General features: G+C 68.0%; 22 protein-coding genes and 2 tRNA genes. 9 read left to right on the top strand and 15 right to left on the bottom strand.

All coding sequences use genetic code 11. The features are described 5' to 3' along the window. Position 1 precedes the first annotated feature (1 nt). A complete protein-coding gene (locus tag VLK61_RS16935; protein WP_325422785.1) occupies positions 2–298 on the top strand; it encodes a YfhL family 4Fe-4S dicluster ferredoxin in 297 nt (98 codons plus the stop codon). On the opposite strand, the gene VLK61_RS16930 is transcribed toward VLK61_RS16935, so the two are convergent. The 3 genes from VLK61_RS16930 to VLK61_RS16920 are packed head-to-tail and all read right to left on the bottom strand — an operon-like array spanning position 282 to position 2,286. Beyond that, positions 282–695: a hypothetical protein gene (locus VLK61_RS16930; protein WP_325422784.1), complete on the bottom strand. Its 414-nt coding sequence runs from the start codon at positions 693–695 to the stop codon at positions 282–284. The genes VLK61_RS16935 and VLK61_RS16930 overlap by 17 nt on opposite strands. Then, positions 692–1,318, bottom strand: a complete 627-nt coding sequence (gene pth / locus VLK61_RS16925; RefSeq protein WP_325422783.1) for an aminoacyl-tRNA hydrolase — start codon at positions 1,316–1,318, stop codon at positions 692–694. Before pth ends, VLK61_RS16930 begins: the two co-directional genes overlap by 4 nt. Positions 1,319–1,326: 8 nt before the next feature. Further along, positions 1,327–2,286, bottom strand: a complete 960-nt coding sequence (locus tag VLK61_RS16920) for a LysR family transcriptional regulator ArgP (protein WP_325422782.1) — start codon at positions 2,284–2,286, stop codon at positions 1,327–1,329. Between the two features lie 110 nt (positions 2,287–2,396). Here VLK61_RS16920 and ald point away from each other — a divergent pair, with 110 nt between their 5' ends. Next, entirely contained in the window at positions 2,397–3,512 is a 1,116-nt protein-coding gene (gene ald, locus VLK61_RS16915; protein ID WP_325422781.1) for an alanine dehydrogenase, read from the top strand. Between the two features lie 97 nt (positions 3,513–3,609). On the opposite strand, the gene VLK61_RS16910 is transcribed toward ald, so the two are convergent. From VLK61_RS16910 to VLK61_RS16885, 6 genes are all read right to left on the bottom strand, one after another. Then, the gene (locus VLK61_RS16910; protein ID WP_325422780.1) at positions 3,610–4,293 is read right to left on the bottom strand and encodes a 50S ribosomal protein L25/general stress protein Ctc; all 684 of its coding nucleotides are present in this window, start codon (positions 4,291–4,293) and stop codon (positions 3,610–3,612) included. A 105-nt stretch (positions 4,294–4,398) separates the two neighbouring features. Further along, positions 4,399–5,361, bottom strand: coding sequence for a ribose-phosphate pyrophosphokinase (locus VLK61_RS16905; RefSeq protein ID WP_325422779.1), 963 nt, complete (start codon positions 5,359–5,361; stop codon positions 4,399–4,401). A 54-nt stretch (positions 5,362–5,415) separates the two neighbouring features. Then, a tRNA-Gln gene (locus VLK61_RS16900) sits at positions 5,416–5,492 on the bottom strand. A 38-nt stretch (positions 5,493–5,530) separates the two neighbouring features. Beyond that, positions 5,531–6,418: a 4-(cytidine 5'-diphospho)-2-C-methyl-D-erythritol kinase gene (ispE, locus tag VLK61_RS16895; RefSeq protein WP_325422812.1), complete on the bottom strand. Its 888-nt coding sequence runs from the start codon at positions 6,416–6,418 to the stop codon at positions 5,531–5,533. Between the two features lie 2 nt (positions 6,419–6,420). Continuing rightward, a complete protein-coding gene (locus VLK61_RS16890) occupies positions 6,421–6,966 on the bottom strand; it encodes an outer membrane lipoprotein LolB (protein ID WP_325422778.1) in 546 nt (181 codons plus the stop codon). Further along, positions 6,963–8,744: a tetratricopeptide repeat protein gene (locus tag VLK61_RS16885; RefSeq protein ID WP_325422777.1), complete on the bottom strand. Its 1,782-nt coding sequence runs from the start codon at positions 8,742–8,744 to the stop codon at positions 6,963–6,965. The genes VLK61_RS16890 and VLK61_RS16885 overlap by 4 nt, the downstream gene beginning before the upstream one ends. Before the next feature lie 50 nt (positions 8,745–8,794). On the opposite strand from VLK61_RS16885, the gene mutM reads away from it, so the two are divergent. The 3 genes from mutM (at position 8,795) to mutY (ending at position 12,788) form a co-directional block, all read left to right on the top strand. Then, complete coding sequence (gene mutM / locus VLK61_RS16880) at positions 8,795–9,622, top strand: bifunctional DNA-formamidopyrimidine glycosylase/DNA-(apurinic or apyrimidinic site) lyase (protein ID WP_325422776.1); 828 nt, start codon at positions 8,795–8,797, stop codon at positions 9,620–9,622. Positions 9,623–9,729: 107 nt separating this feature from the next. Continuing rightward, positions 9,730–11,736: a dynamin family protein gene (locus VLK61_RS16875; RefSeq protein ID WP_325422775.1), complete on the top strand. Its 2,007-nt coding sequence runs from the start codon at positions 9,730–9,732 to the stop codon at positions 11,734–11,736. After that, a complete protein-coding gene (mutY, locus tag VLK61_RS16870) occupies positions 11,733–12,788 on the top strand; it encodes an A/G-specific adenine glycosylase (protein WP_325422774.1) in 1,056 nt (351 codons plus the stop codon). The genes VLK61_RS16875 and mutY overlap by 4 nt, the downstream gene beginning before the upstream one ends. Here mutY and VLK61_RS16865 read toward each other — a convergent pair. Genes VLK61_RS16865 through VLK61_RS16850 form a run of 4 tightly spaced genes read right to left on the bottom strand, consistent with a single transcriptional unit; the run spans position 12,776 to position 16,945 of the window. Further along, positions 12,776–13,408 (bottom strand): LON peptidase substrate-binding domain-containing protein, encoded by a 633-nt coding sequence (locus VLK61_RS16865; RefSeq protein WP_325422773.1) that lies wholly within the window; start codon positions 13,406–13,408, stop codon positions 12,776–12,778. The two genes, mutY and VLK61_RS16865, sit on opposite strands and share 13 nt — an antisense overlap. Continuing rightward, the gene (gene rapZ / locus VLK61_RS16860; RefSeq protein ID WP_325422772.1) at positions 13,405–14,346 is read right to left on the bottom strand and encodes an RNase adapter RapZ; all 942 of its coding nucleotides are present in this window, start codon (positions 14,344–14,346) and stop codon (positions 13,405–13,407) included. The genes VLK61_RS16865 and rapZ overlap by 4 nt, the downstream gene beginning before the upstream one ends. Then, positions 14,343–16,067, bottom strand: coding sequence for a DNA repair protein RecN (gene recN / locus VLK61_RS16855; protein WP_325422771.1), 1,725 nt, complete (start codon positions 16,065–16,067; stop codon positions 14,343–14,345). The genes rapZ and recN overlap by 4 nt, the downstream gene beginning before the upstream one ends. A gap of 2 nt (positions 16,068–16,069) precedes the next feature. Continuing rightward, positions 16,070–16,945: an NAD kinase gene (locus tag VLK61_RS16850; protein ID WP_325422770.1), complete on the bottom strand. Its 876-nt coding sequence runs from the start codon at positions 16,943–16,945 to the stop codon at positions 16,070–16,072. 100 nt (positions 16,946–17,045) lie between these two features. Here VLK61_RS16850 and hrcA point away from each other — a divergent pair, with 100 nt between their 5' ends. Next, positions 17,046–18,074 carry a heat-inducible transcriptional repressor HrcA gene (gene hrcA, locus VLK61_RS16845; RefSeq protein ID WP_325422769.1) on the top strand — a complete coding sequence of 343 codons (1,029 nt, stop codon included), beginning with the start codon at positions 17,046–17,048 and terminating at the stop codon, positions 18,072–18,074. 19 nt (positions 18,075–18,093) lie between these two features. Here hrcA and VLK61_RS16840 read toward each other — a convergent pair whose 3' ends face one another. Then, a complete protein-coding gene (locus VLK61_RS16840; RefSeq protein WP_325422768.1) occupies positions 18,094–19,023 on the bottom strand; it encodes a LysR substrate-binding domain-containing protein in 930 nt (309 codons plus the stop codon). Between the two features lie 96 nt (positions 19,024–19,119). Here VLK61_RS16840 and VLK61_RS16835 point away from each other — a divergent pair, with 96 nt between their 5' ends. From VLK61_RS16835 to VLK61_RS16825, 3 genes are all read left to right on the top strand, one after another. Then, positions 19,120–19,515 (top strand): DUF2917 domain-containing protein, encoded by a 396-nt coding sequence (locus VLK61_RS16835; protein ID WP_325422767.1) that lies wholly within the window; start codon positions 19,120–19,122, stop codon positions 19,513–19,515. After that, a tRNA-Ile gene (locus VLK61_RS16830) sits at positions 19,506–19,582 on the top strand. Before VLK61_RS16835 ends, VLK61_RS16830 begins: the two co-directional genes overlap by 10 nt. A 7-nt stretch (positions 19,583–19,589) precedes the next feature. Continuing rightward, the gene (locus VLK61_RS16825) at positions 19,590–20,021 is read left to right on the top strand and encodes a response regulator (protein ID WP_325422766.1); all 432 of its coding nucleotides are present in this window, start codon (positions 19,590–19,592) and stop codon (positions 20,019–20,021) included. Positions 20,022–20,050: 29 nt separating this feature from the next. Here the strand turns inward: VLK61_RS16825 and VLK61_RS16820 are convergent, their stop codons facing one another. Beyond that, complete coding sequence (locus VLK61_RS16820) at positions 20,051–20,734, bottom strand: YopT-type cysteine protease domain-containing protein (RefSeq protein ID WP_325422765.1); 684 nt, start codon at positions 20,732–20,734, stop codon at positions 20,051–20,053. Positions 20,735–20,775 lie beyond the last annotated feature (41 nt).

Raw genomic sequence — 20,775 nt, 5'->3', positions numbered from 1 at the left:
CATGGCCCTGATGATCACGGACGATTGCATCAACTGCGACGTCTGCGAACCCGAATGTCCGAACCAGGCGATCTCGCTGGGTGTGGAGATCTACGAGATCGACCCGCGCAAGTGCACCGAGTGTGTCGGGCACTTCGATGAGCCGCAGTGCGTGCAGGTCTGTCCGGTGGCCTGCATTCCGGTGGATCCGAAGAACATCGAGTCGCGCGACCAGCTGTGGGCCAAGTACAGGCTGCTGGTCGAGCCGGCGGTGCCGCCGGCACCAGCGGCGTCGACCTTGCCTACTTCGTCGGCGTGACGGTGCGGATGGGCTCCGACATCGTCGGGTCCACCGCTTTGCCCTTCTTCTTCTTTTTCGGCTTGGTCGACTTTGGCGCAGAGGCCTTGGCCGGCGGGCCGATGTGGCCAGCCGCAGCGGGCACTGTCGCCTTCTCGCGCTGCACGCGCTCTGCAATGAGTTTGTCGGCCATCTGACGCTCACGTTGCGCGGCATCACGCGCCTGGCGCTGCTGCTCCGCGCTGCGCGGATCGGCCACCTCGACGGGCTTGCCGCTGGCGCAAGGGGTCGTTGAATAGCTGCGCCCGTCCGGGCCGCAGCGGTACACCGAGTCACCGGGTGCTGTTTGTGCAGCCGCACCCATCGCCATCATCATCAGGCCCAGGACGGCAAGCAGCGGTCGAAGCGTATCAATCACGCGGTTTTCTCCTCGGCAGCGCGCGGGGGTGGTTTGGGGCGCGGCGGCTTGGCGTGGATTTTCATCATCGCCCGGTCCATCGGCCCGTCCAGCAGCAGTGGCAAGGCCTCGATCGATTGTGCGACGCAGTGCTCGATGGCTTCGCGCTGATCCGGCGCCGGCTTGCGCAGCACCCAGTTGGAAACTTCGGCGCGCACGCCGGGGTGGCCGATGCCGATGCGCAGGCGCCAGAAGTCCGGCGTGCCGAGTTGCGCCAGGATGTCCTTCAAGCCGTTGTGCCCCGCGGCACCACCGCCCTGCTTGAGCTTCACCTGCCCGGGCAGCAAATCCAGTTCGTCATGGATCACCAGGATCTGTTCGGGCTCGATCTTGAAGAAGCGCACCAGCGCACTGACGGACTTGCCTGACAGGTTCATGTAGGTCTGCGGCTGCAGCAGCCACACCGGCCTCGCCGCATCGCCAGGCCGGTTCACCCGCGCGACGAGGCCGTGATAGGCCCGGTCGTAGGCCAGTTGAGCCCCCAGCGCCCGCGCGGCGGCGTCCACCCACCAGAAGCCGGCGTTGTGGCGCGTGCCTTCGTATTCAGCGCCCGGGTTGCCCAGGCCGACCAGCAATCGGATCATGGCCGCGATTATCCCGTGCTAGCGATGGTGGCCGGGGCAGGGCGCAGCGCAAGCCGAGCGCCGGCGGTCAGCGCCTGGCCGATGCCGTCCAGCGCGCTGGTGCGCAGCAGCGGCTGAGGCGATTCGTCGCTGCGCAGCTTCCATTGGTGCCAATGCAGCAGCACGTCGATGTGCACCTCGGGGAACAGCGCCCGCAACTGCCCGCCGGCCAACCAGGGCGCGGCCATCTGCTCGGGCATCACGCCGATGCCCCAGCCCATCACGGCAGCGCGCACATGAGCCTCGGTCGACGGCACGAAGCGCTCCATCAGGTGCGGGCCGCGCAGCCCGAAAGCCTGACCCACCCACAGGGCGTGCATGTCGTCTTTGCGGTTGAACACCAGCCAGGGCACCTGTGTGAAGTTGGCCCGGTCCAGGCCCTGCGGCAGCAGGCGTTCGCACAGCGCCGGGCTGGCCACCGCGATGTAGCGCATCGCACCGAGCGCCTCGACACTGCAGCCGTGCAAGGCCTCCGATACGGTGCTGACGCAGCCGAGCACCGCGCCTTGACGCAGCCAGTCGTGCGTGAAGTCCTGGTCGTCGACGATCAGCTCCAGTCCGTAGCCGTCGCGTTGTCCGGCGTGCACGATCGCGTCCAGCGCCGGCAGCACCCAGGTGGCCAGGCTGTCGGCGTTCACTGCAATCGGCAGCCGTTCATCCCCGCCCAGCGTGGCGCCGAGTTCGCGCGACAGGTCGGCGCGCATGGCCTGCATCTGCCGCGCGTAGCGCAACAGCACCTTGCCGGGCTCGGTCAGCCGCAGCGGGCGTGAACGCACGACCAGCAGCCGGCCCATGCCGGTTTCCAGTGCCCGCAGGCGCTGCGACACGGCGGACTGGCTGATCGACAACAGCTGCGCGGCACGCTCGAAGCTGCCGCCGTCGGCCAATGCGGCCAGGCATTCGAGCGCGGCGGGGTCGAGGGCTTGCATGGTGGGCGCAAATCAGAGGCGCTAATGTAAGCGCACAAATCCAGATGCGGCTTCAGGCTAGTGGGCTGGCGTTTCGACAATCCGGCAACTCATCACCGGAGACCCCGACCATGCGCATTGCCGTCCCCAAGGAAATCAAGAATCACGAATACCGGGTCGGGCTGACGCCGGCCAGCGTGCGTGAACTGGTCAGCCACGGCCACGAGGTGTGGGTCCAGACCGGTGCGGGTGCCGCAATCGGTCTGCCCGACGAACAGTACTTCGCGGCAGGCGCCAAGCTGGCCGCCGATGCAGCTGAAGCGTTCGCGCGCGGCGAGATGATCGTCAAGGTCAAGGAGCCGCAAGCCGGCGAGATCGCGATGCTGCGCGAAGGCCAGTTGCTCTACACCTACCTGCACCTGGCGCCGGACCCCGCGCAGACCGCTGGCTTGTTGAAGTCGGGTGCGGTGTGCATCGCCTACGAAACCGTGACCGGTCCCGGCGGCGGCCTGCCGCTGCTGGCGCCGATGAGCGAGGTGGCCGGCCGCATGTCGGTGCAGGCCGGCGCCGCGCACCTGGAGAAGTCCAAGGGCGGCATGGGGCTGTTGCTGGGCGGCGTGCCGGGTGTGGCCCCCGCCCATGTCGTGATCCTCGGCGCCGGCGTGGTCGGCACGCATGCGCTGCAGATGGCCGTCGGCATGGGCGCACGCGTGACGGTGCTGGACAAGAACGTCGATCGGCTGCGCCAGCTCGACCTGGTGTTCGGCAACCGCATCAGCACGCTGTACTCGACCGCATTGAGCGTCGAAGAAGCCGTGCTCGCCGCGGACCTGGTGATCGGCGGGGTACTGATACCCGGCGCTGCGGCGCCGAAGTTGGTGACGCGGGCGATGGTTTCGCGTATGCGGCCCGGAGCCGTGGTTGTCGACGTGGCGATCGACCAGGGCGGCTGCTTCGAGACCTCGCGCGCGACGACGCATGCCGAGCCGACCTATCTGGTCGACGGCGTGGTGCACTACTGCGTTGCCAACATGCCCGGTGCGGTGGCGCGCACCTCGACCTTTGCGCTGAACAACGCGACGATCGGCCACGCGCTGGCGCTGGCCGACAAGGGCTGGCGCCAGGCCTTGCGCGACAACCCGCACCTGCGCGCCGGTCTCAACGTGGCGCTGGGCCAGGTCACCTGCGAGCCGGTGGCCCAGCAGCTGGGTTACCCCCACGTAAGCGCCGAGCAGCTGATCAGCTGACGAAAAAAAGCCCCGTCGAGACGGGGCTTCGTGCAACGCGGCCCATACGGGGCCTACGCGGTGCTTTCTTGCTGCCAGGCCCCTGCGGGCCTGTGCATCACTTCTTCTTCGCGGCATCCTTGGCCGGTGCGGCCTTGGCGGGGGCCGCCTTGGCCGGCGCACCCTTGCCGCCCTTGGCCGGCGCGGCCGGTGCAGCAGCAGCTTCCGGCGCGGCTTCTTCCTCGATCTTCGGCGCGGTGGCCGAGACGATCACCGGGTTCAGCGTGCCGTGGCGAACGACCTTGATGCCCTCGGGCATCTTCAGGTCCGACGCATGAAGTGACTGGCCCTTGACCAGGCCCGACAGGTCCACCGCGATGAACTCGGGCAGCTGCGTGGCCAGGCACTCGACTTCCACTTCTGTGGCGATGTGGTTGATCAGGCACTTGTCGGTCTTCACGGCGACCGAGTTCTCTTCGCCCGAGAAGTGAATCGGCACCTTCTTGTGCAGACGCGTCGTGTCATCGACACGCTGGAAATCGATGTGCATCACCTGTTGCTTCCAGGCGTGCATCTGGAAGTCGCGCAGCAGAACCCTCTGCGTGGCGCCAGCCAGTTCCATGTCAAGGATCGACGAGTGGAAAGCCTCTTTCTTCAACGCGAAGTACAGCGCGTTGTGATCGAGCTCGATCATCTTGGGCTCGCCGGCCCCATAAACGATGCCCGGCACCTTGCCGGAAATGCGCAGGCGGCGGCTCGCTCCGGTCCCCTGCAGATTGCGCTCGAAAGCGACGAATTTCATGGTGTGCTCCATGTGAAGCGCCCGCGACCAGGCGCTTTGGTGAAAGCGGCCCGAAGGCCGCCAGAAACAGAAGGAAAGGGCTGCGACAGCTGCCCGCTCCTCCATCTAGAAATTATTGTTTTGCTCCGCAAAGAGCGAGGTCACCGACTCACCATCGGAAATCCGCCGGATCGTCTCGGCAAACAGGAAGGCCACCGACAACTGGCGGATCTTCTTGCTGGCCTTGGCTGCGTCGGACAGCGGGATGGTGTTGGTGATGACCACTTCGTCGAGCTTGCTGCCGGCGATGCGCTCGATCGCCGGGCCCGAGAAGATCGGGTGCGTGCAATACGCAAACACGCGCTTGGCGCCGCGTTCCTTCAGCACCTCGGCAGCTTTGACCAGCGTGCCGGCGGTGTCGATCATGTCGTCCATGATCACGCAGTTGCGGCCTTCGATCTCGCCGATGACATGCATCACCTCGGAGACATTGGCGCGCGGACGGCGCTTGTCGATGATCGCCAGGTCGCTGCCCAATTGCTTGGCCAGCGCACGGGCGCGCACCACGCCGCCGACATCGGGCGACACCACCACCAGGTCCGGGTAGGCCTTGCTCTTCAGGTCCGACAGCAGCACCGGCGAGGCGTAGATGTTGTCGACCGGGATGTCGAAGAAGCCCTGGATCTGGTCGGCGTGCAGGTCCATCGTCAGCAGGCGTTCGACGCCGACGGTTTCCAGCAGGTTGGCAACGACCTTGGCGCTGATGGGTACGCGCATCGAGCGCGGGCGGCGGTCCTGCCGCGCATAGCCGTAGTACGGGATCACGGCGGTGATGCGGCGCGCGCTAGCGCGCTTCAACGCATCGACCATGATCAACAGTTCCATCAGGTTCTCGTTGGTCGGCGCGCAGGTGGGCTGCACGACGAACACATCGCGGGCGCGCACGTTCTGGTGCACCTCGACCGTGACCTCGCCATCGGAGAAGCGGCCGACACTCGCCTTGCCGAGTTCGACGCCGAGACTCTTGGCGATTTCCTGGGCCAGTGCAGGATTGGCGTTGCCGGTGAACAGCACGGTATTGAACAGCACGGCTCGCTCCGTGGAGACTTTCAGGACAACCGGGATGGATGCAGCGAAGATGTTTGGCAGGGGAGGAAGGACTCGAACCCTCGCATGTCGGAATCAAAATCCGATGCCTTGACCAACTTGGCGACTCCCCTACACAGGATTGCGCTTGCGCCCAACCCTTGAAACCTTGTCAGTCTGCCCAGCCGACGAGCGGATGGTGTTGCAGACTGCGGCACAAACGACCGACCCAGTGAGGTGGAAGATCCCTCAAGAGATCACTTCCGTCCCATGTCGCCCCAGGTTGGTCTCCTGTGCCTGCTCTCGAAAACACTGCACTGCCGGAGCCCGACATGCGGCTGTTGCCGAATCGGGCTGCCAACCACCGGGCGACTTGCGTCACCTCGGGACAAAGGTTTTCGGCGGGGGGCTGCAGATCATTACAACCGAATCCTGCCGACAACCGCCGCTGTAGTTGGGTGTCTGCGAGAAAGCTCGTGACTATAACAGCATCACTATCGCGCCGCAGCATCGGGCTGCGAAAAATCGAGGGCGTGGTGATCGATGCCCGAGGCTTCACGACGGCAAAACTTGCTGGCGTGACGGGGATCGGTGTCAGCTGTTCGCCGATGCCTTCGACAAAGGCGTTGTGCCCGCCGACAAAGAAGGGCACATCCGCGCCCAGGGCCAGCGCGAGCGGCATCAGGCGGTCGCGTGGCCAGTTCAAACCCCACAAGCGGTTCAGTGCCAGCAGCGTGCTGGCCGCGTCCGAACTGCCGCCGCCGAGGCCTGCGCCCCACGGCACCACCTTGGCGATGGCGATGTTGGCGCCCAGCGTCGTGCCACTGGCCTGCTTCAGTGCACGCGCTGCGCGCAGGCACAAGTCGTCTGCGGGCAAGGCTTCGCAGAGGTCGTGGCGCCGCAGGTGGCCGTCGCTGCGGCGCTCGAAGTGCAAGGTGTCGCACCAATCGATCAGCACGAAGACCGATTGCAGCAGGTGGTAGCCATCCGGCCGTTGGCCGATGACGTGCAGGAACAGGTTCAGCTTGGCCGGCGCGGGAACCTCGTACAGCGCCTGCATCGTCACGGCGCGCTGTCCAGCTTGGCGCGCACGGTCACCACCGGTGCAGCCGCGCGCCGCGCCTCAACCCAGCCTTCGGTCCACCGGGCCAGGCTGATCTGCCAGCCCAGTTGTTCGAAACCGGCTTCGCCATCGCTGCGTGGTTTCGATGCGGCGCCGGCCCAGGCGCGGCCCCGCAGCCAATCGAACAGCGCGGCAATCGGGATGCGCTCGCCCAGCGCTTCCATCGCCAGGGAATCGAGATCGGAGTAGTCGCTGCGCCGATCGCCGGTGATCAGCGCGGCTTCGCCAGGCGCCCAGCGGGCCTGGGCCGCGGTGGAGCCGAGCGGCCCACTGAGCACCAACTGGCCTTGCGTCGGTGAGCCACTCAACTCGAACGCGGCGCTGACGCTTCGCGCGGCGGGCCCCTCGACGCGTATCGACAGCCGCCCGGCCAAGGTGTCGGCCGCCGCTTGCGGGCTGCGCGGCGTGGCACAGCCCGCCATCAGCACTGCCAGCAACGCGCCCAGCGCCCAGACTGACAGGCCGCGCCGCAGCGCTGCGATCACAGGCCGACCTTGAGCCGCGCGAGTGTTTCGCGCAGCACCTCGTTGGCGGCATCGCGGCCGCGCGCGTCCTGCCAGATGCGGCGGGCTTCGTCGCGCTCGCCGATGGCCCACAGCACCTCACCCAAATGCGCGGCGATCTCGGTGTCCGGCCGGGCGCGGTAGGCCTGGCGCAGCAGGCGCGCTGCTTCGTCGCGGTTGCCGAGGCGGAACTCCACCCAGCCCAGGCTGTCGGTGATGAAGGGGTCGCCGGGCGACAGGTCCAGCGCCTTGCGGATCAGGTCGCGTGCCTCGGGCAGGCGCTGGTTGCGATCGGCCAGCGAGTAGCCCAGCGCATTGTGCGCATGCGGGTGCGCGGGCTTGAGTTCGATCACGCGGCGCAGCAGGCGCTCCATCTCCGGAAAGCGTTCGACCTTTTCTTCGGCCATGGCCTGCTCGTAGATCAGATCGACGTCGTCCTTGAAGCGCTTGTTGGCGTCGGCCAGAAGGTCGGCGGCCTCGCGCCAGCGTTTGGCCTCGCGCAGTAGCTGTGCTTCGGCCAGCAGCTTGGCACGCGCGTCGTCGGGCTGGCGTTCGGGCACGGCCTGGATCAGCGCACGCGCCTCCTTCAGGTTGCCCTGGCGTGCCAGGATCGAGGCCTTGCGCGATTGCACTTCCAGCGCGCGCTGCGGGTTGTCGATGCGCGCCAGCCAGGTCTCTGCCGCCTTCAGGTCGCCGCGCTGTTCCGCTGCCTGGGCCAGCAGCAGCCAGGCCTGGGTCAGGTTGCGATCCTTGGTGGCGGCGGGGGAGTCGTCGTCATCGTTGTCTGCAGCGGGTGAGGGGAGCGTTGGCTCGGCTTTGCCGGCCAGCTCAACGAACTGCATCAGCGCGGCTTCGGCCTCGCGCGGCTGCTTCAGCTCCAGCCGCAGCGCACCGAGCGACAACCAGGGTTCGGCCAGTTGCGGGCGCTCGCGCGTCAGCGTTTCCAGTTGCGCCGAGGCATCGGCATAGCGCTGTGATTGCGTCAGCATGCGCACATAACCCAGGCGCACGCCGGGTTCGGTGTCGGGCAGCGCCAGGTAGTCCGTGACCAGGCGTTCGATCTCGGCTGCGCCCGGCAGCATGTCCAGTGCCAGCAGCGCCGGGCCCATGGCCTTGGGGTCGATGGCCTGGGCCTGGCGCGCCAGGTCCAGTGCTTGTGCACTGTTGCCCGCGCCGAAGTTGGCGCGGCCTATCGCCACCAGCGCCGGCACCCGGGTGCCCGGATCGCTGCGGTACGGCTCCAGCACACGCTCCACCAGCGCCAGTGCCTGCTTGCGATCCGATGCACGTTGCAACAAGCGCGGGATCGCGGCAATCAGTGCCGGGCGCTCGACCACCGAGGACTCGGCCAGCCACGCGCTCAAGGGCACCGCCAGTTCGTCCAGCCGGTTCAAGGCCAGCAGCAACTGCGATTCGAAGCGGATCGCTTCCACCGACTTCGGCTTGGCTTGGCGCCATGCGCGGGCGGCGGCCAGCGCCTGGGCGGGGGCCTTGCCCTGCAGCGCGATCTCGATCACGCGCTGGTAAAGCCCGTCATCGCCGCTGCGGCGGGCGGCCTCGAGCATCCAGCCATAGGCCTCGCCGGCGCGCCCGGCGCTCATTTCCAGTTCACCGATCAGCAGTTGCAGGAACAGCGGCCCGTCCAGCGGCGAGTTGGCGACCGGGGTGGTGGGCTGCGCCATCGCGCAGCTGGCACCGATGGCGGCGGCCGCCGCAACCCAGCGCCGCTTGCTGCCGAAGCAGACTTTGAAACCGGCCATCGTGACTCCTGAAAGAGTGATCGATTCTATTTGCCGACCATAATTCCCAGATGCCCGAGTTGCCAGAGGTCGAAGTGACACGTATCACGCTGGCCGAGCGCTTGTGCGGCGGGCAGGTCACATCGGCCCGGCTGGGCAAACCCTTGCGCTGGCCGCTGGGCTGCGCGCCGCAACGCCTGGCCGGGCTGCGCATCGGCGAGATGGCACGCCGCGGCAAATACTTGTGGTTGCCTTTGTCGGGCACGCAGGATGCCGGCGGCTTGTTGATGCACCTGGGCATGTCCGGCTCGCTGAACCTGGCCGATGCACCACTGCCACCGGGCGCGCACGACCACTTCGAGCTCGTCACCACCCGTGGCACGCTGCGGCTGACCGACCCGCGGCGTTTCGGCGCCATCGTCTGGTCCGACGCGATCGATGCAGACCCGGCCGCGCGACTGCTGGCCCGGCTGGGCCCCGAGCCCTTTGATCCGGCGCTGACGCCGCTGAGCTTTCATCGGGCACTGAAGGCGCGGCGCACGCCGATCAAGGCGGCGCTGCTGTCGGGCGAACTGGTGGTCGGCGCCGGCAACATCTATGTCAGCGAGGCGCTGTTCCGGGCCGGCATCGACCCTCGGGCACGCAGCGATGCCGTGAGCAAACCCCGTGCGGAGAAACTGCTCGCGGCGCTGCGTCAGACCCTGTCGCGGGCCATCGCGCTGGGCGGCTCGACATTGCGCGATTTCCGTGACGCCCACGGCATGAGCGGCGCATTCCAGGACGAAGCCCTGGTCTATGGTCGCGAGGGCCAGCCCTGCCAGCGCTGCGGCGGCACGGTGCGGCGCATCGTGCAAGCGCAGCGCTCGACCTACTTCTGCACTGGCTGCCAGCGACGGTAGGTGTCGGCCCCGGCGTCTGCGGCATCTTGCGCACACTTGCCGTTTTTGCGAGTGTGACCGCCAGGCCCTGCGCTAGGATGCCGCCAAATCCCACGGGCTGTTGATCCATGTCCACGACGCTGTCTCGTGATCTCGATTCCCTGGCCGACTGGCGCCGCAACCTCGATCGCCGCATCGAGCATTTCGCCGGCCTGCTGGCCGACCAGGATGTGCTCGATGCCGAAGCGGCCGGCTTGGCCACCACGCTGCGCCAGCGCCTGGCCACCGACCGGCTGGTGCTGGCCTTCGTGGCCGAGTTCTCGCGCGGCAAGTCCGAGCTGATCAATGCGCTGTTCTTTGCCGACAGCGGCCGCCGCGTGCTGCCGGCCACGCCGGGCCGCACGACGATGTGCCCGGTCGAACTGGCCTGGGATGCGCAGGAGTCACCGCTGCTGTCGCTGCTGCCGATCGGCACGCGCCGCGGCGGCCAGCCGGTGTCCGCGCTGCGCGAACGCGGCGAGCTGTGGCAGCACCATGTACTGCCGATCGCCGATCCGCTGGCGCTGGCCCAGGTGCTGGAAGAAGTCACCCGCACGCAGCGGGTGTCGATGGGCGAGGCCCGCGAGCTGGGCCTGTGGAACGACGAACATCCGGAAGACAACCCGTCGCGCGACGAGAACGACCAGGTCGAGGTGCCGGCCTGGCGCCATGCGCTGATCAACTACCCGCACCCGCTGCTCAAGCGCGGGCTGGTGGTGGTGGACACGCCGGGCCTGAACGCCATCGGCGCCGAGCCCGAGCTGACACTGGGCCTGCTGCCCTCGGCGCATGCCATCGTCTTCCTGCTGGCTGCGGACACCGGTGTGACACGCTCGGACCTGTCGATCTGGCGCGACCACCTGGGCGATCGTTCGCTTGAACGCTTCGTCGTGCTGAACAAGATCGACACGCTGAACGACCCGCTGCTCGATGCCGGCCAGGTGCAGGCGCAGATCCGCCAGCAATGCAGCTCGGTGTCCGACACCCTGGGCGTGCCGCCGCAGCGCGTGTTTCCGATTTCGGCCCGCGAAGCGCTGATGGCGCGCCTGGGCGGCAACTCGGGCGAGCATGCCGGCGACGGCGGCCTGCCCGCACTCGAACACGCGCTGGCCGGCGAACTGCTGCCACAGCGCAGTGCGGTGATCGGCCGCATGGTCGAAGACGGCGTGTTGGTGCTGCAGCAGCGTGCGCTGCGCCGGCTGGCCGACCGGCGCCGCCAGGTCACCGAGCAACTGCTGGACTTGCGTGGCCTGCGCGGTAAGAGCAGCGCCAAACTGCAGCTGATGAGCCGGCGCTTCGAAACCGATGCCGCGGCCTTTGAGGAATGCATGCCGCGGCTGAGCGCGCTGCGGGTGGTGCAGGCGCGCCAACTACGCGAGGTGCTGCACCACCTGTCCAGCGACCGCGTGCGTGCCGAGATCGCCCGCATGCAAAGCGACAGCGAGGCCAGCTTCTTCAAGCTGGGTGCCGGCAAGGCCTTCACGCAACTGGGCACGCGCCTGCGCGCCTTGCTGGATGCCGCGAGCCAGGGCATCGCCGAGATCGACCAGATGCTGGCCGCGAGCCACCGGCAGCTGAATGCGGATTTCGGCTTTTCCCTGGCCGCTTCGCCCAAGCCGATGCTCGACGGCTACCGGCGCGAGCTGAAGCGCATCGAAGCGAGCTACAGCCGTTACTTCGGCATCACCAAGCTGTGGCGGCTGTCGGAGCCAGGCTTCCTGACGCAGTTCCTGCAGGTGCTGTTGTCACGGCTGCGCGTGGTGTTCGAAAGCGCCGCGGTCGAGATCGAGCTGTGGAGCAAGACCGCCACGTCCCAGATGGAATCCCAATTGCGCGAACGGCGCCGCAGCCTGCAGCACCGGCGCGAGGCCTTCACGCGCATCCAGGCCGCCGAGGGTGAACTGGAGCAACGCATCACCGAGGTCGAGGCGCAAGACCAGCGTCTGCAACAGACCAGCGAGCGCATCGATGCGGCCGTGGACGCGCTGCGCATCCTGGCGGCCTCGCCGCCGCGCGCCGAAGCGGTGACCGAACCCGCACCGCGCCTGTCGCTGGTCCACTCGGCCGCAGGGCAGGCGTCGCGCGGCGCGGCATGACCCCGGCCGCGGCAACGCTGGCCGGGTTTCTGATCGACTGGCAACGCATCCACGGCCGGCACGACCTGCCGTGGCAGAACACGCGGGATCCATACCGCGTGTGGCTGTCCGAGATCATGCTGCAGCAAACCCAGGTCAGCACGGTGCTGAGCTATTACGAGCGCTTCCTGCAGCGCTTTCCCGATGTCCAGGCACTGGCCGCCGCGCCGCAGGACGACGTGCTGGCGCTGTGGAGCGGGCTGGGTTACTACAGCCGCGCCCGCAACCTGCACCGCTGCGCGCAGGTGCTGGCGGCCGAGCATGGCGGCGAATTTCCCCGCAGCAGCGCCGCGCTGGCTGAACTGCCCGGCATCGGCCGGTCGACCGCCGCCGCGATTGCGGCCTTCTGCTTCGGCGAACGCATCGCCATCCTCGACGGCAACGTCAAGCGGGTGCTGACGCGTGCGCTGGGCTTCGGCCACGACCTCGCCGAAGCAAAGCACGAGCGCACGCTATGGCAGCACGCGCAAGGCCTGCTGCCCGAGCGCGACATCGAGGCCTATACGCAGGGCCTGATGGACCTGGGCGCGACGCTGTGCACGGCCCGGCGCCCGGCCTGCATCGTCTGCCCCTGGACAGAGGTGTGCGCCGCCCGCGTGCAGGGCCGTCCCGAGGCCTACCCGGTGAAGACGCGCAAGCTCAAGCGCGGCCAGCGTGCCAGCAGCCTGCTGCTGCTGACACAAGCGCAGCAGGTGTGGCTGGTGCAGCGCCCGCAAACCGGCGTGTGGGCGGGCCTGTGGAGCCTGCCGGACTTTGTCGACGACGACGCACTGCAGGCGCTGGCCGGCGACGGGCCCGGCGAGCCGCAGGCCTGGCCGGCGCTGACCCATGTGCTGACGCACTTCGATTGGCTGCTGCGGCCCTGGCACTGGGCGTTGCCGGCGCGAGTGTCGGCGACGGCCCGCAAACGCATTGAAGCCGCGTTGCCCGAAGGCCGCTGGTTCGCGCGACCCGATGCCTTGGCGCTGGGCCTGCCCGCGCCGGTGCGCCGGCTGCTGGCTCAGTTGCCCTGAACCACGCCTTTGCCGCGCAGGAATTCGTCGACGAGTTTCAAGCGCAGCGTCGGCTCTTCCAGTTCCATCAGCTTCTGCTTGGCGGCCAGCGAGATCGGCAGGATTTCGCACCAGCGGTTGGCCACCCAGCCGGCATCGTCCATCTGGAAGGGTTCGATGAAGGGCAGGTGGCCTTGCGTGCGCAGCGACTCGATCGCGTTCGTCAGCGCCACCACGGTGGGCGCCAGTTCCGCCGGTGGTGCGACAGTGGCGTCGGCGTCGATCAGGTCCACGCCGGCGAACCACAGGCCATCATCCTGCTGTCGCGGTGGCCCGACCCGAAAGCGCTGGGCACCGAGGCAGCGCACGCGCAGGATGCCGGTCTGCTCGGCATCCACGTCCTGCAGGCGGGCCAGCACGCCCACGGCTTCGAAGCGAACGCGTTCGCCACCGGTGCTGCGCACTTCGGAGCCCTGGTTCAGGCAGACCACCCCGAAGGGCGAGTTTTCGCGCATGCACCGGCTGACCAGATCGAGGTAGCGCGCTTCGAAGACCTTCAGGCTCAGCGCGCCACCCGGGAACAGCACGGTTTGCAGCGGGAACAGCGGCAGGCCGGCAAGGTGCGAGGCCGAGTCAGTCAATCGAGGGCATCCAGTTCACGGTGTCTGACCAGCGTAGCACCGTGGCCGGTGAAGCGCTGGCTGAGTTGTTCAACGATGTAGACCGAGCGGTGCTGGCCGCCGGTGCAGCCGATGGCCACGGTGACGTAGGCGCGCTGATCGGTGGCCAGCGCCGGCAGCCAGCGGCGCAGGAAGGCTTCGATCTGCGACAGCATCTCGCCGGCTTCGGGCTGTGCGCTCAGGTACTGCGCCACCGGCGCGTCGCGGCCGGACAGCGGCCGCAGTTCGCGCACGTAGTACGGATTCGGCAGCATGCGCACGTCGAACACATAGTCGGCGTCCAGCGGCACGCCGTACTTGAAGGCGAAGGATTCGAACACCAGCGTCAACCGGTCATGGCGCGCGGCGACCAGGTCGCGCACCTGCGCCCGCAGCCCGGCCGGGCGCAAGGTGCTGGTGTCGATGACGGTGGAGACCTCGCGCAGTTCGGCCAGCAGCAGGCGCTCCAGCTCGATGGCCTCCACCAGCGCATGCTGGGTGCCACCCGACCCGTCGGGCTGGCTCAAGGGGTGCGGGCGGCGGGTCTCTGAGAAGCGGCGCAGCAGCGTGTCGGTGCTGGCGTCCAAAAAGAGCGGCCGGATCGTCACGCCTTCGCCGCGCAGCTCGAAGATCAGCGGCACCAGCGCCGGCAGCGAACGCGCCGCACGCACGTCCACCGCAATCGCCACACGTTCGGTGTAGCGCGGGTGCTGCAGCCGCATGTAGTCGCGCAGCAGCTCCGGCGGCAGGTTGTCGACGCAGAAGTAGCCGGCATCCTCCAGCGCATGCAAGGCGACTGACTTGCCCGAGCCGGAGATGCCGGTGATCAGCACCAGCTCGCGGGGGCGGCCGAGTTCGTCGCCTCGTTCGTCGCCTGGTTCGTCGAACTGCGTGCTGGAGTCGGGGACTGCGTCGCTCATGCTCGCGTGCGGCCCTTGGCCGCGGCAGATTTGGCAGCGGACGGCTTGGCGCCCGCGCCCGGCTTGCCATCCTGCAACATCGCCTGCGCATGTGCCAGGCTGGTACCGGCCATGCGCTCGCCGCCCAGCATGCGGGCGACCTCGGCCACGCGCGCTTCGCCGATCACCGCCTGCACGTCGCTGGCCGTGCTGCCGCCGCGCTGCGCCTTGGCGACGACGTAGTGATGATCGGCGCAGGACGCCACCTGCGCCAGGTGCGTCACGGCCAGCACCTGGCGTTCGCGGCCCAGCTGCTTCATCAGCGCGCCAACGGTGTCGCCCACCGCGCCGCCGATGCCGGCATCGATCTCGTCGAAGATCAGCGTACCGGCGCCGTCGCCCGCGTTTTGGCTGGACTGCACCGTGGTCACGACGATCGCCAGCGCCAGCCGCGACAGCTCACCGCCCGAGGCCACCTTGGCCAGCGGCCGCGGCGTGCTGCCGGCATGGCCGGCGACGGCGAACTCCACCGACTCGAGGCCGAAACTCTGTGGTGTGCTCACCGGCGGCAGCTGCACCTCGAAACGGCCGCCGCCCATGCCCAGCGTCTGCATCGCCTGCGTCACTGCGGTCGACAAGCCGGCTGCGGCCTTCTTGCGCGCGGCGCTGACGAGTTTGGCCTCCTGGCGATAACGCGCATCTGACGTAGCCAGGGCCTGCTCCAGCGTCGCGGTGTCGGTCGCGGCGTCCAGCGCCTGCAGCTCGGCACGCCAGGACGCCAACAGCGCCGGCAAGTCCTCCGGCGGGCGGCGGTAGCGGCGCGCCAGGCTCATCCAGGCCGACAGGCGGCCGTCGACCTCGCTCAGGCGCTCGGGGTCGAGTTCGGCATGACCGAGGTAGCTGTTCAGCGTGTGCGCGGCGTCCTGCAGCTGCACCATGGCCCCCTGCAGCACCTCGATCACTGGCAGCAACCGCTCATCGTGCTCGACCACATCCTGCAGCGCATCGAGCGCACGGCCGGCCAGGCCTTCGGCATGCGTTTCGCCGTCAGCCAGCGCTTCCAGCGCTTGCCGGGCAGCGTCGATCAGCGATTGCGCATGGGCCAGGCGCTGGTGCTCGGCGCTCAGTTCGACCCATTCGCCCTCGGCCGGGCCCAGCTTGTCCAGTTCGCCGATCTGCCAGGCCAGGCGCTCCCGTTCGCGCGCGATCTCGTCGCTGCGCTCGCGCGCTCGTTCCAGCGCGTCGGCGGCGGCCTTGCGCTCGGCAAAGGCCAGCGTCAGCGGCTGGGTGTCGATGCCCGCCTGGCCGTCGAGCAGTTCGCGCGTGGCGGCCGGCCGGGTCAGGCCCTGCCAGGCATGCTGGCCGTGGATGTCCAGCAACTGGTCGGCCAGCTCGCGCAGTTGCGTCACCGTGGCGGCGCTGCCGTTGATCCAGGTGCGGCTCTTGCCCTGGGCGTCGATGGTCCGGCGCAGCAGCAGCGTGTCGTCGTTGCTGAAGCCGGCGTCGTCGAGCCAGGTGGCCAGCGTGGCAGGGGTGTCGAACTCGGCGCTGACTTCGGCGCGCGCCGCACCTTCACGCACCACGCTCGCATCGCCCCGGCTGCCCAGCGCCAGTTGCAGCGCATCGACGAGGATGGATTTGCCGGCGCCTGTTTCGCCGGTGAGCACCGAGAAGCCGGCATGGAAGTCCAGTTCCAGCGCGGGCACGATGACGAAATCGCGCAAAGCCAGCCGGCGCAGCATGCCTAGACGACTCCCTCGTACCAGCGCAGCTTGCGGCGCAAGGTGGCGTAGTAGCTCCAGCCGCGTGGGTGCAGGAAGCGCACCTTGTGGGCCGAGCGCTGCACCCGCACCTGATCGCCGTGCAGCAGGCTGGCCAGGCGCTGCATGTCGAAGTTGGCCGAGGCGTCGCGCCCGGCGACCACGGTGATGCGCACTTCACGGTCGTCGGGCAGCACGATCGGCCGGTTGGACATGGTGTGCGAGGCGATCGGCACCAGCACCCAGCCGGCGATGCCCGGGTGCAGCAGCGGTCCGCCGGCCGACAGCGAATACGCGGTGGAGCCGGTCGGCGACGCGACGATCAGGCCATCGGCGCGGATGTTGGCGATGAACTCGTCGCCGCTGTCCACCCGCAGTTCGACCATGCCGGCGGTGGCGCCGCGGCTGACCACCACGTCGTTCATCGACAGGCCTTCGAAGATGCATTCGTCGTCGCGCCAGACTTCGCTCTCCAGCATCGTGCGGTGCTCTTCCTCGAAGTCGCCGGCCAGCATCGGCGCCAGCGCTTCGCGGAACTGGCCGATCGCCACATCGGTGATGAAGCCCAGCCGCCCCTGGTTGATGCCGATCAGCGGCAGGTCGTAGCGGGCCAGGCCGCGCGCGAAACCGAGCATCGTGCCGTCGCCGCCAACCACCACCGCCACGTCGCAGCGCGCACCGATCTGCTCGGGCGTGAGCCCGTCGTAGTCGGTGACGCCGGTGTTCAGCGCGGTCTGGTGTTCGAACGAGACTTCCAGTCCCTCACGCACCAGGAACTGAGCGATCTCCTCCAGCACCGGACGGATACCGTCGGCCTGGTACTTGCCGACCAGCGCGGCGTGATGAAAACGTCGGGCCATAGAGGAGGGGAGGGAATGCGGCGGATTACACCACAGCGCTGTGTCGTGAAGGCCTGTCAACGATGACAGTGCGGCTGCTGTCCGTACAATGAAAATCACCATGGACGAGCGCGCCCGCAGCCTGCTGAAAACCCTGGTCGAACGCTACATTGCCGACGGCCAGCCGGTAGGCTCGCGAACCCTGTCCCGCGCGTCGGGGCTGGAGTTGTCGCCGGCGACCATCCGCAATGTGATGGCCGACCTCGAAGACCTGGGCCTGATCGCCAGCCCGCACACCTCGGCCGGACGCATCCCCACACCGCGCGGCTACCGCGTTTTCGTCGACACCATGCTGACCGCACGGCCGATCGACATCCACCATGCGCCGCCGGACATGGCCGGTGTGCGTGAACAGCTGCGCCCTGACCAGCCCCAGCGGGTGATCGCCCAGGCCGCGCTGCTGCTGTCGAACCTGTCGCAGTTCGTCGGCGTGGTCACCTCGCCCAAGCGGGCCAGCGTGTTCCAGCACATCGAGTTCCTGCGCCTGGGCGACAAGCGCGTGCTGGTGATCCTGGTCTCGACCGATGGCGACGTGCAGAACCGCGTGATCTTCACGCAGCGCGACTATTCTCAAAGCGAGCTGATCGAGGCCACCAACCTGTTGAACGCGCATTACATGGGTCTGGGCATCGACGAGGTGCGGCTGCGGCTGCGCGGCGAGATCGATTCGCTGCGCGACGAGATCGCGCAGCTGATGAAGGCCGCGGTGCAGGCCGGCAGCGATGCCTTGAGCGAAAACACCGAGCAAGTGGTGGTCTCCGGCGAGCGCAACCTGCTGGGCGTGGAAGACTTTGGCCATGACCTGGGCTCGCTGCGCAAGATGTTCAACCTGTTCGAGCAGAAGACCGAGCTGATGCGCCTGCTGGAAAACTCCAGCCGCGCCGAGGGCGTGCGCATCTACATCGGTGGTGAATCCGGCGTGGTGCCGTACGAGGAGCTGTCGGTGGTGTCGGCGCCCTATGAGGTCAACGGCCAGGTGGTCGGCACGCTGGGCGTGATCGGGCCGACCCGCATGGCCTACGAACGCATGATCCAGCTGGTGGACATCACGTCGCGGCTGGTCAGCAACGCGCTGTCGACGCCGAAGTGATGCGGTGGTCTGCCGGTGGTCAGCCCAGCGTGGCGCGCAGCGCACGCGTGCGCGCGGCCTCGTCGCACAGCCACTGAATCAGCTGCTGGCGGGCCGGTGTGTCCCCGCCGCGACGCTGGATCAGCCAATACGCAAAGTCAGCGGCCATCGGGTGGCCGATGGTGCGCAGGGCGACCAGCCGCCCATCGGCCACCTGCTGCGCCACCAGTGGCCAGCGCCCCAGCGCCAGGCCGTGGCCGGCGAGCGCCGCGAAGATCACCTGGTCGTACTGGTTGAAGCCCAGGCGCGCGCGGGGTTTCAGCTGCTTGATGCCCAGCGGCGCGGCCCAGTCGGCCCAGCGCAGCCACGGCCGTGCCAGCTCGTCGTATTCCAGCAGCGTGAGGCGGCTGAAGTCGTTGCGCTCGAGTTCAGGCAGCAGGCCGAGCGAGGGACTGGCCACGGCCACGATCTCTTCGTCGAACAGGCGCACCGCGCCCTCCGGCGCACGCTCGGCCGGGCCGTAGCGCATCGCGACATCCACCGCTTCACGCTCCAGGTCGACCGCCCGGTTGCCGGCGGACACCCGCACATCCACGCCAGGCTGCGCCGCCTGGAAGTCGCCCAGCCGCGGCAAGAGCCACAGCGAGATCAGGCCGATCGTCGAGGTCAGTGTCACCGGGTGTTCGGTGGCGCGCTGCCGCAGCGATTCCAGGTGTTCGCCCAATTGCGTCAACCAGGCATCGGCCAGGCGGAACAGCCGTTCACCGTCCGCCGTGAGTTCCAGTGCGCGGTGCCGGCGGTGGAACAGCGGCAGTCCCAAATGCTCCTCCAGGCCGCGGATCTGCCGGCTGATCGCCGATTGCGTCAGGAACAGGTCTGCCGCCGCCTGCGTGACGCTGCCGCGTCGTGCCACCGCAACGAAGCCACGCAGCAAGTCCAGCGAGGGCAGGCGGGCGAGCGGGTTATCCATGAGCTGGGCGCATGCGAACCAGGCGAATTAGTCGTTGGATTTGAGAGCCATCCTCGGCTGAAATACAGCCATCGTCAATCCATCTGGAGCCCGATCATGAACAACACGCATCTCAGAGTGGTTTCCGGCAAGGCGCTGCCACTGCACACCTCGATGGCGCTGAGCCAGCACGACCTGATCGCGCTGGAGCTGCAAGCCGGCGACCGGCTGCGCAGCGATTGCGGCACGCTGTGGGTCACGGTCGATGGCCAGCCGGAGGATGTGATGGTCGATGCCGGCCACGTGCACACCATCAAGGCAGCCGGCACGGTGAACGTCTCGGCGCTGCGCAGCGCCTGCCTGGTGGTGCTGGGCCGCGCGCCGCTGCAATGGCACCGCGTCAGCGATCAGGTGAAGGGTCCGGTCGGCCGCGCGCTCGATGCCGTGCGCGACGGCGTGCTGAGCCTGGCCCGCCACCTACAATCGCCGCCGCAACATGCAGCGGGCCGTTAGCTCAGTTGGTCAGAGCAGAGGACTCATAATCCTTTGGTCGTTGGTTCAAGTCCAACACGGCCTACCAAGGAAACATGAGGGATAGCAATCAGGCAACGTCAGCGTCGGCGGCCGCCGCCCAGGCGGTGCCGCTGCGCATCCTGGTCGCCGACGACAACGAGCTCAATGTCGCGCTGATGACCTTCGTGCTCGGCGATCTGCTGGGCCACAGCTTCGGCGTGGCAACCAACGGCGCCGAGGCCCTGGATGCGCTGCGGCGCGAGACCTTCGATGTGGTGCTGATGGATGTGAAGATGCCCGTGATGGGCGGCATCGAAGCCACGCAGCGCATCCGTCAGGAATGGCCGGCTGCCACCCGCCCGCGCATCATTGCGTTGACGGCCAGCGTGGAGGCCGACGAGCAGCAGGCCTGCCGCGACGCCGGCATGGACGATTACCTCGTCAAGCCGCTGGACCGGGATCTGCTGGCGGCCGCGCTGGCGCGTTGCCCGCGGCTGGCAGCGTAGCGGCTTGTCCGCGCCCAGCCCGAAACCCCTCAGGGCTTGATCTCGGCCAGGTAGCAGCCGGTGAAGTTCGAGCCCAGCAGCTTGTAGCGCCCGGTCAGGGCCTGCAGCACGTAGGCCAGCTCGCTCTCGGGAATCTTCAGTTCGCCGATGTTGGGATCGAAGATATAGACGTGCCGCGAAAGCCCGAAGATCTTGCCCGAGGACATGTAGGCGGCGATGGCGTGTCCGATCCCGAAGCCGGTCATCGCGATCACATGGTAGCGATGAACCTGGCGCAGCTTCGAGCGCAGCCCATCGTCGCTCATGGCATGTTTGGCCAGCGCCCCGACCATCGACATGCCGAACAGCTTGCAGGCGAAGGCGATGCCCGCCTGCTGCGACGCCTCCTCGCCCTGGCCGCCGGCCCGTCCCTTGCTGCCTTGGTAGGCGAGTTGAATGTTCCGTGCCGCGACCAGCACCTGCTGGCTGTTGAGCAGCCCGACGTCGCCGAAGCGGGGTGTGTTGCGGCTGTTCTGGTGCGTGCGCATCCAATGCATGGACAGCGCAAGGCAGACGCCGCCTTTCACGTCCGAACCGGCGCCGAGTGCTTTGGTGATCGCCGCGTCCTGGCTGTAGTTCGCCACGCAGTAGGGCTTCAGCGCCTGCCCAGTGAGGGCGAGCGCTTTCTTCTTGTCGCCCATGGTGTGGATGGTCGAGATATCCGGGTTCGGCAAAGCGTTTACTCCTTTTGACATGACGCGCGGGGCGCCCGCGC

Origin of the sequence: Aquabacterium sp. (genome assembly GCF_035476535.1) — a bacterium.
Classification (GTDB): Bacteria; Pseudomonadota; Gammaproteobacteria; order Burkholderiales; family Burkholderiaceae_C; genus Pseudaquabacterium.
The sequence above is the reverse complement of the archived record's forward strand: the minus strand, read 5'-3'. Positions and strand labels throughout refer to the sequence as shown.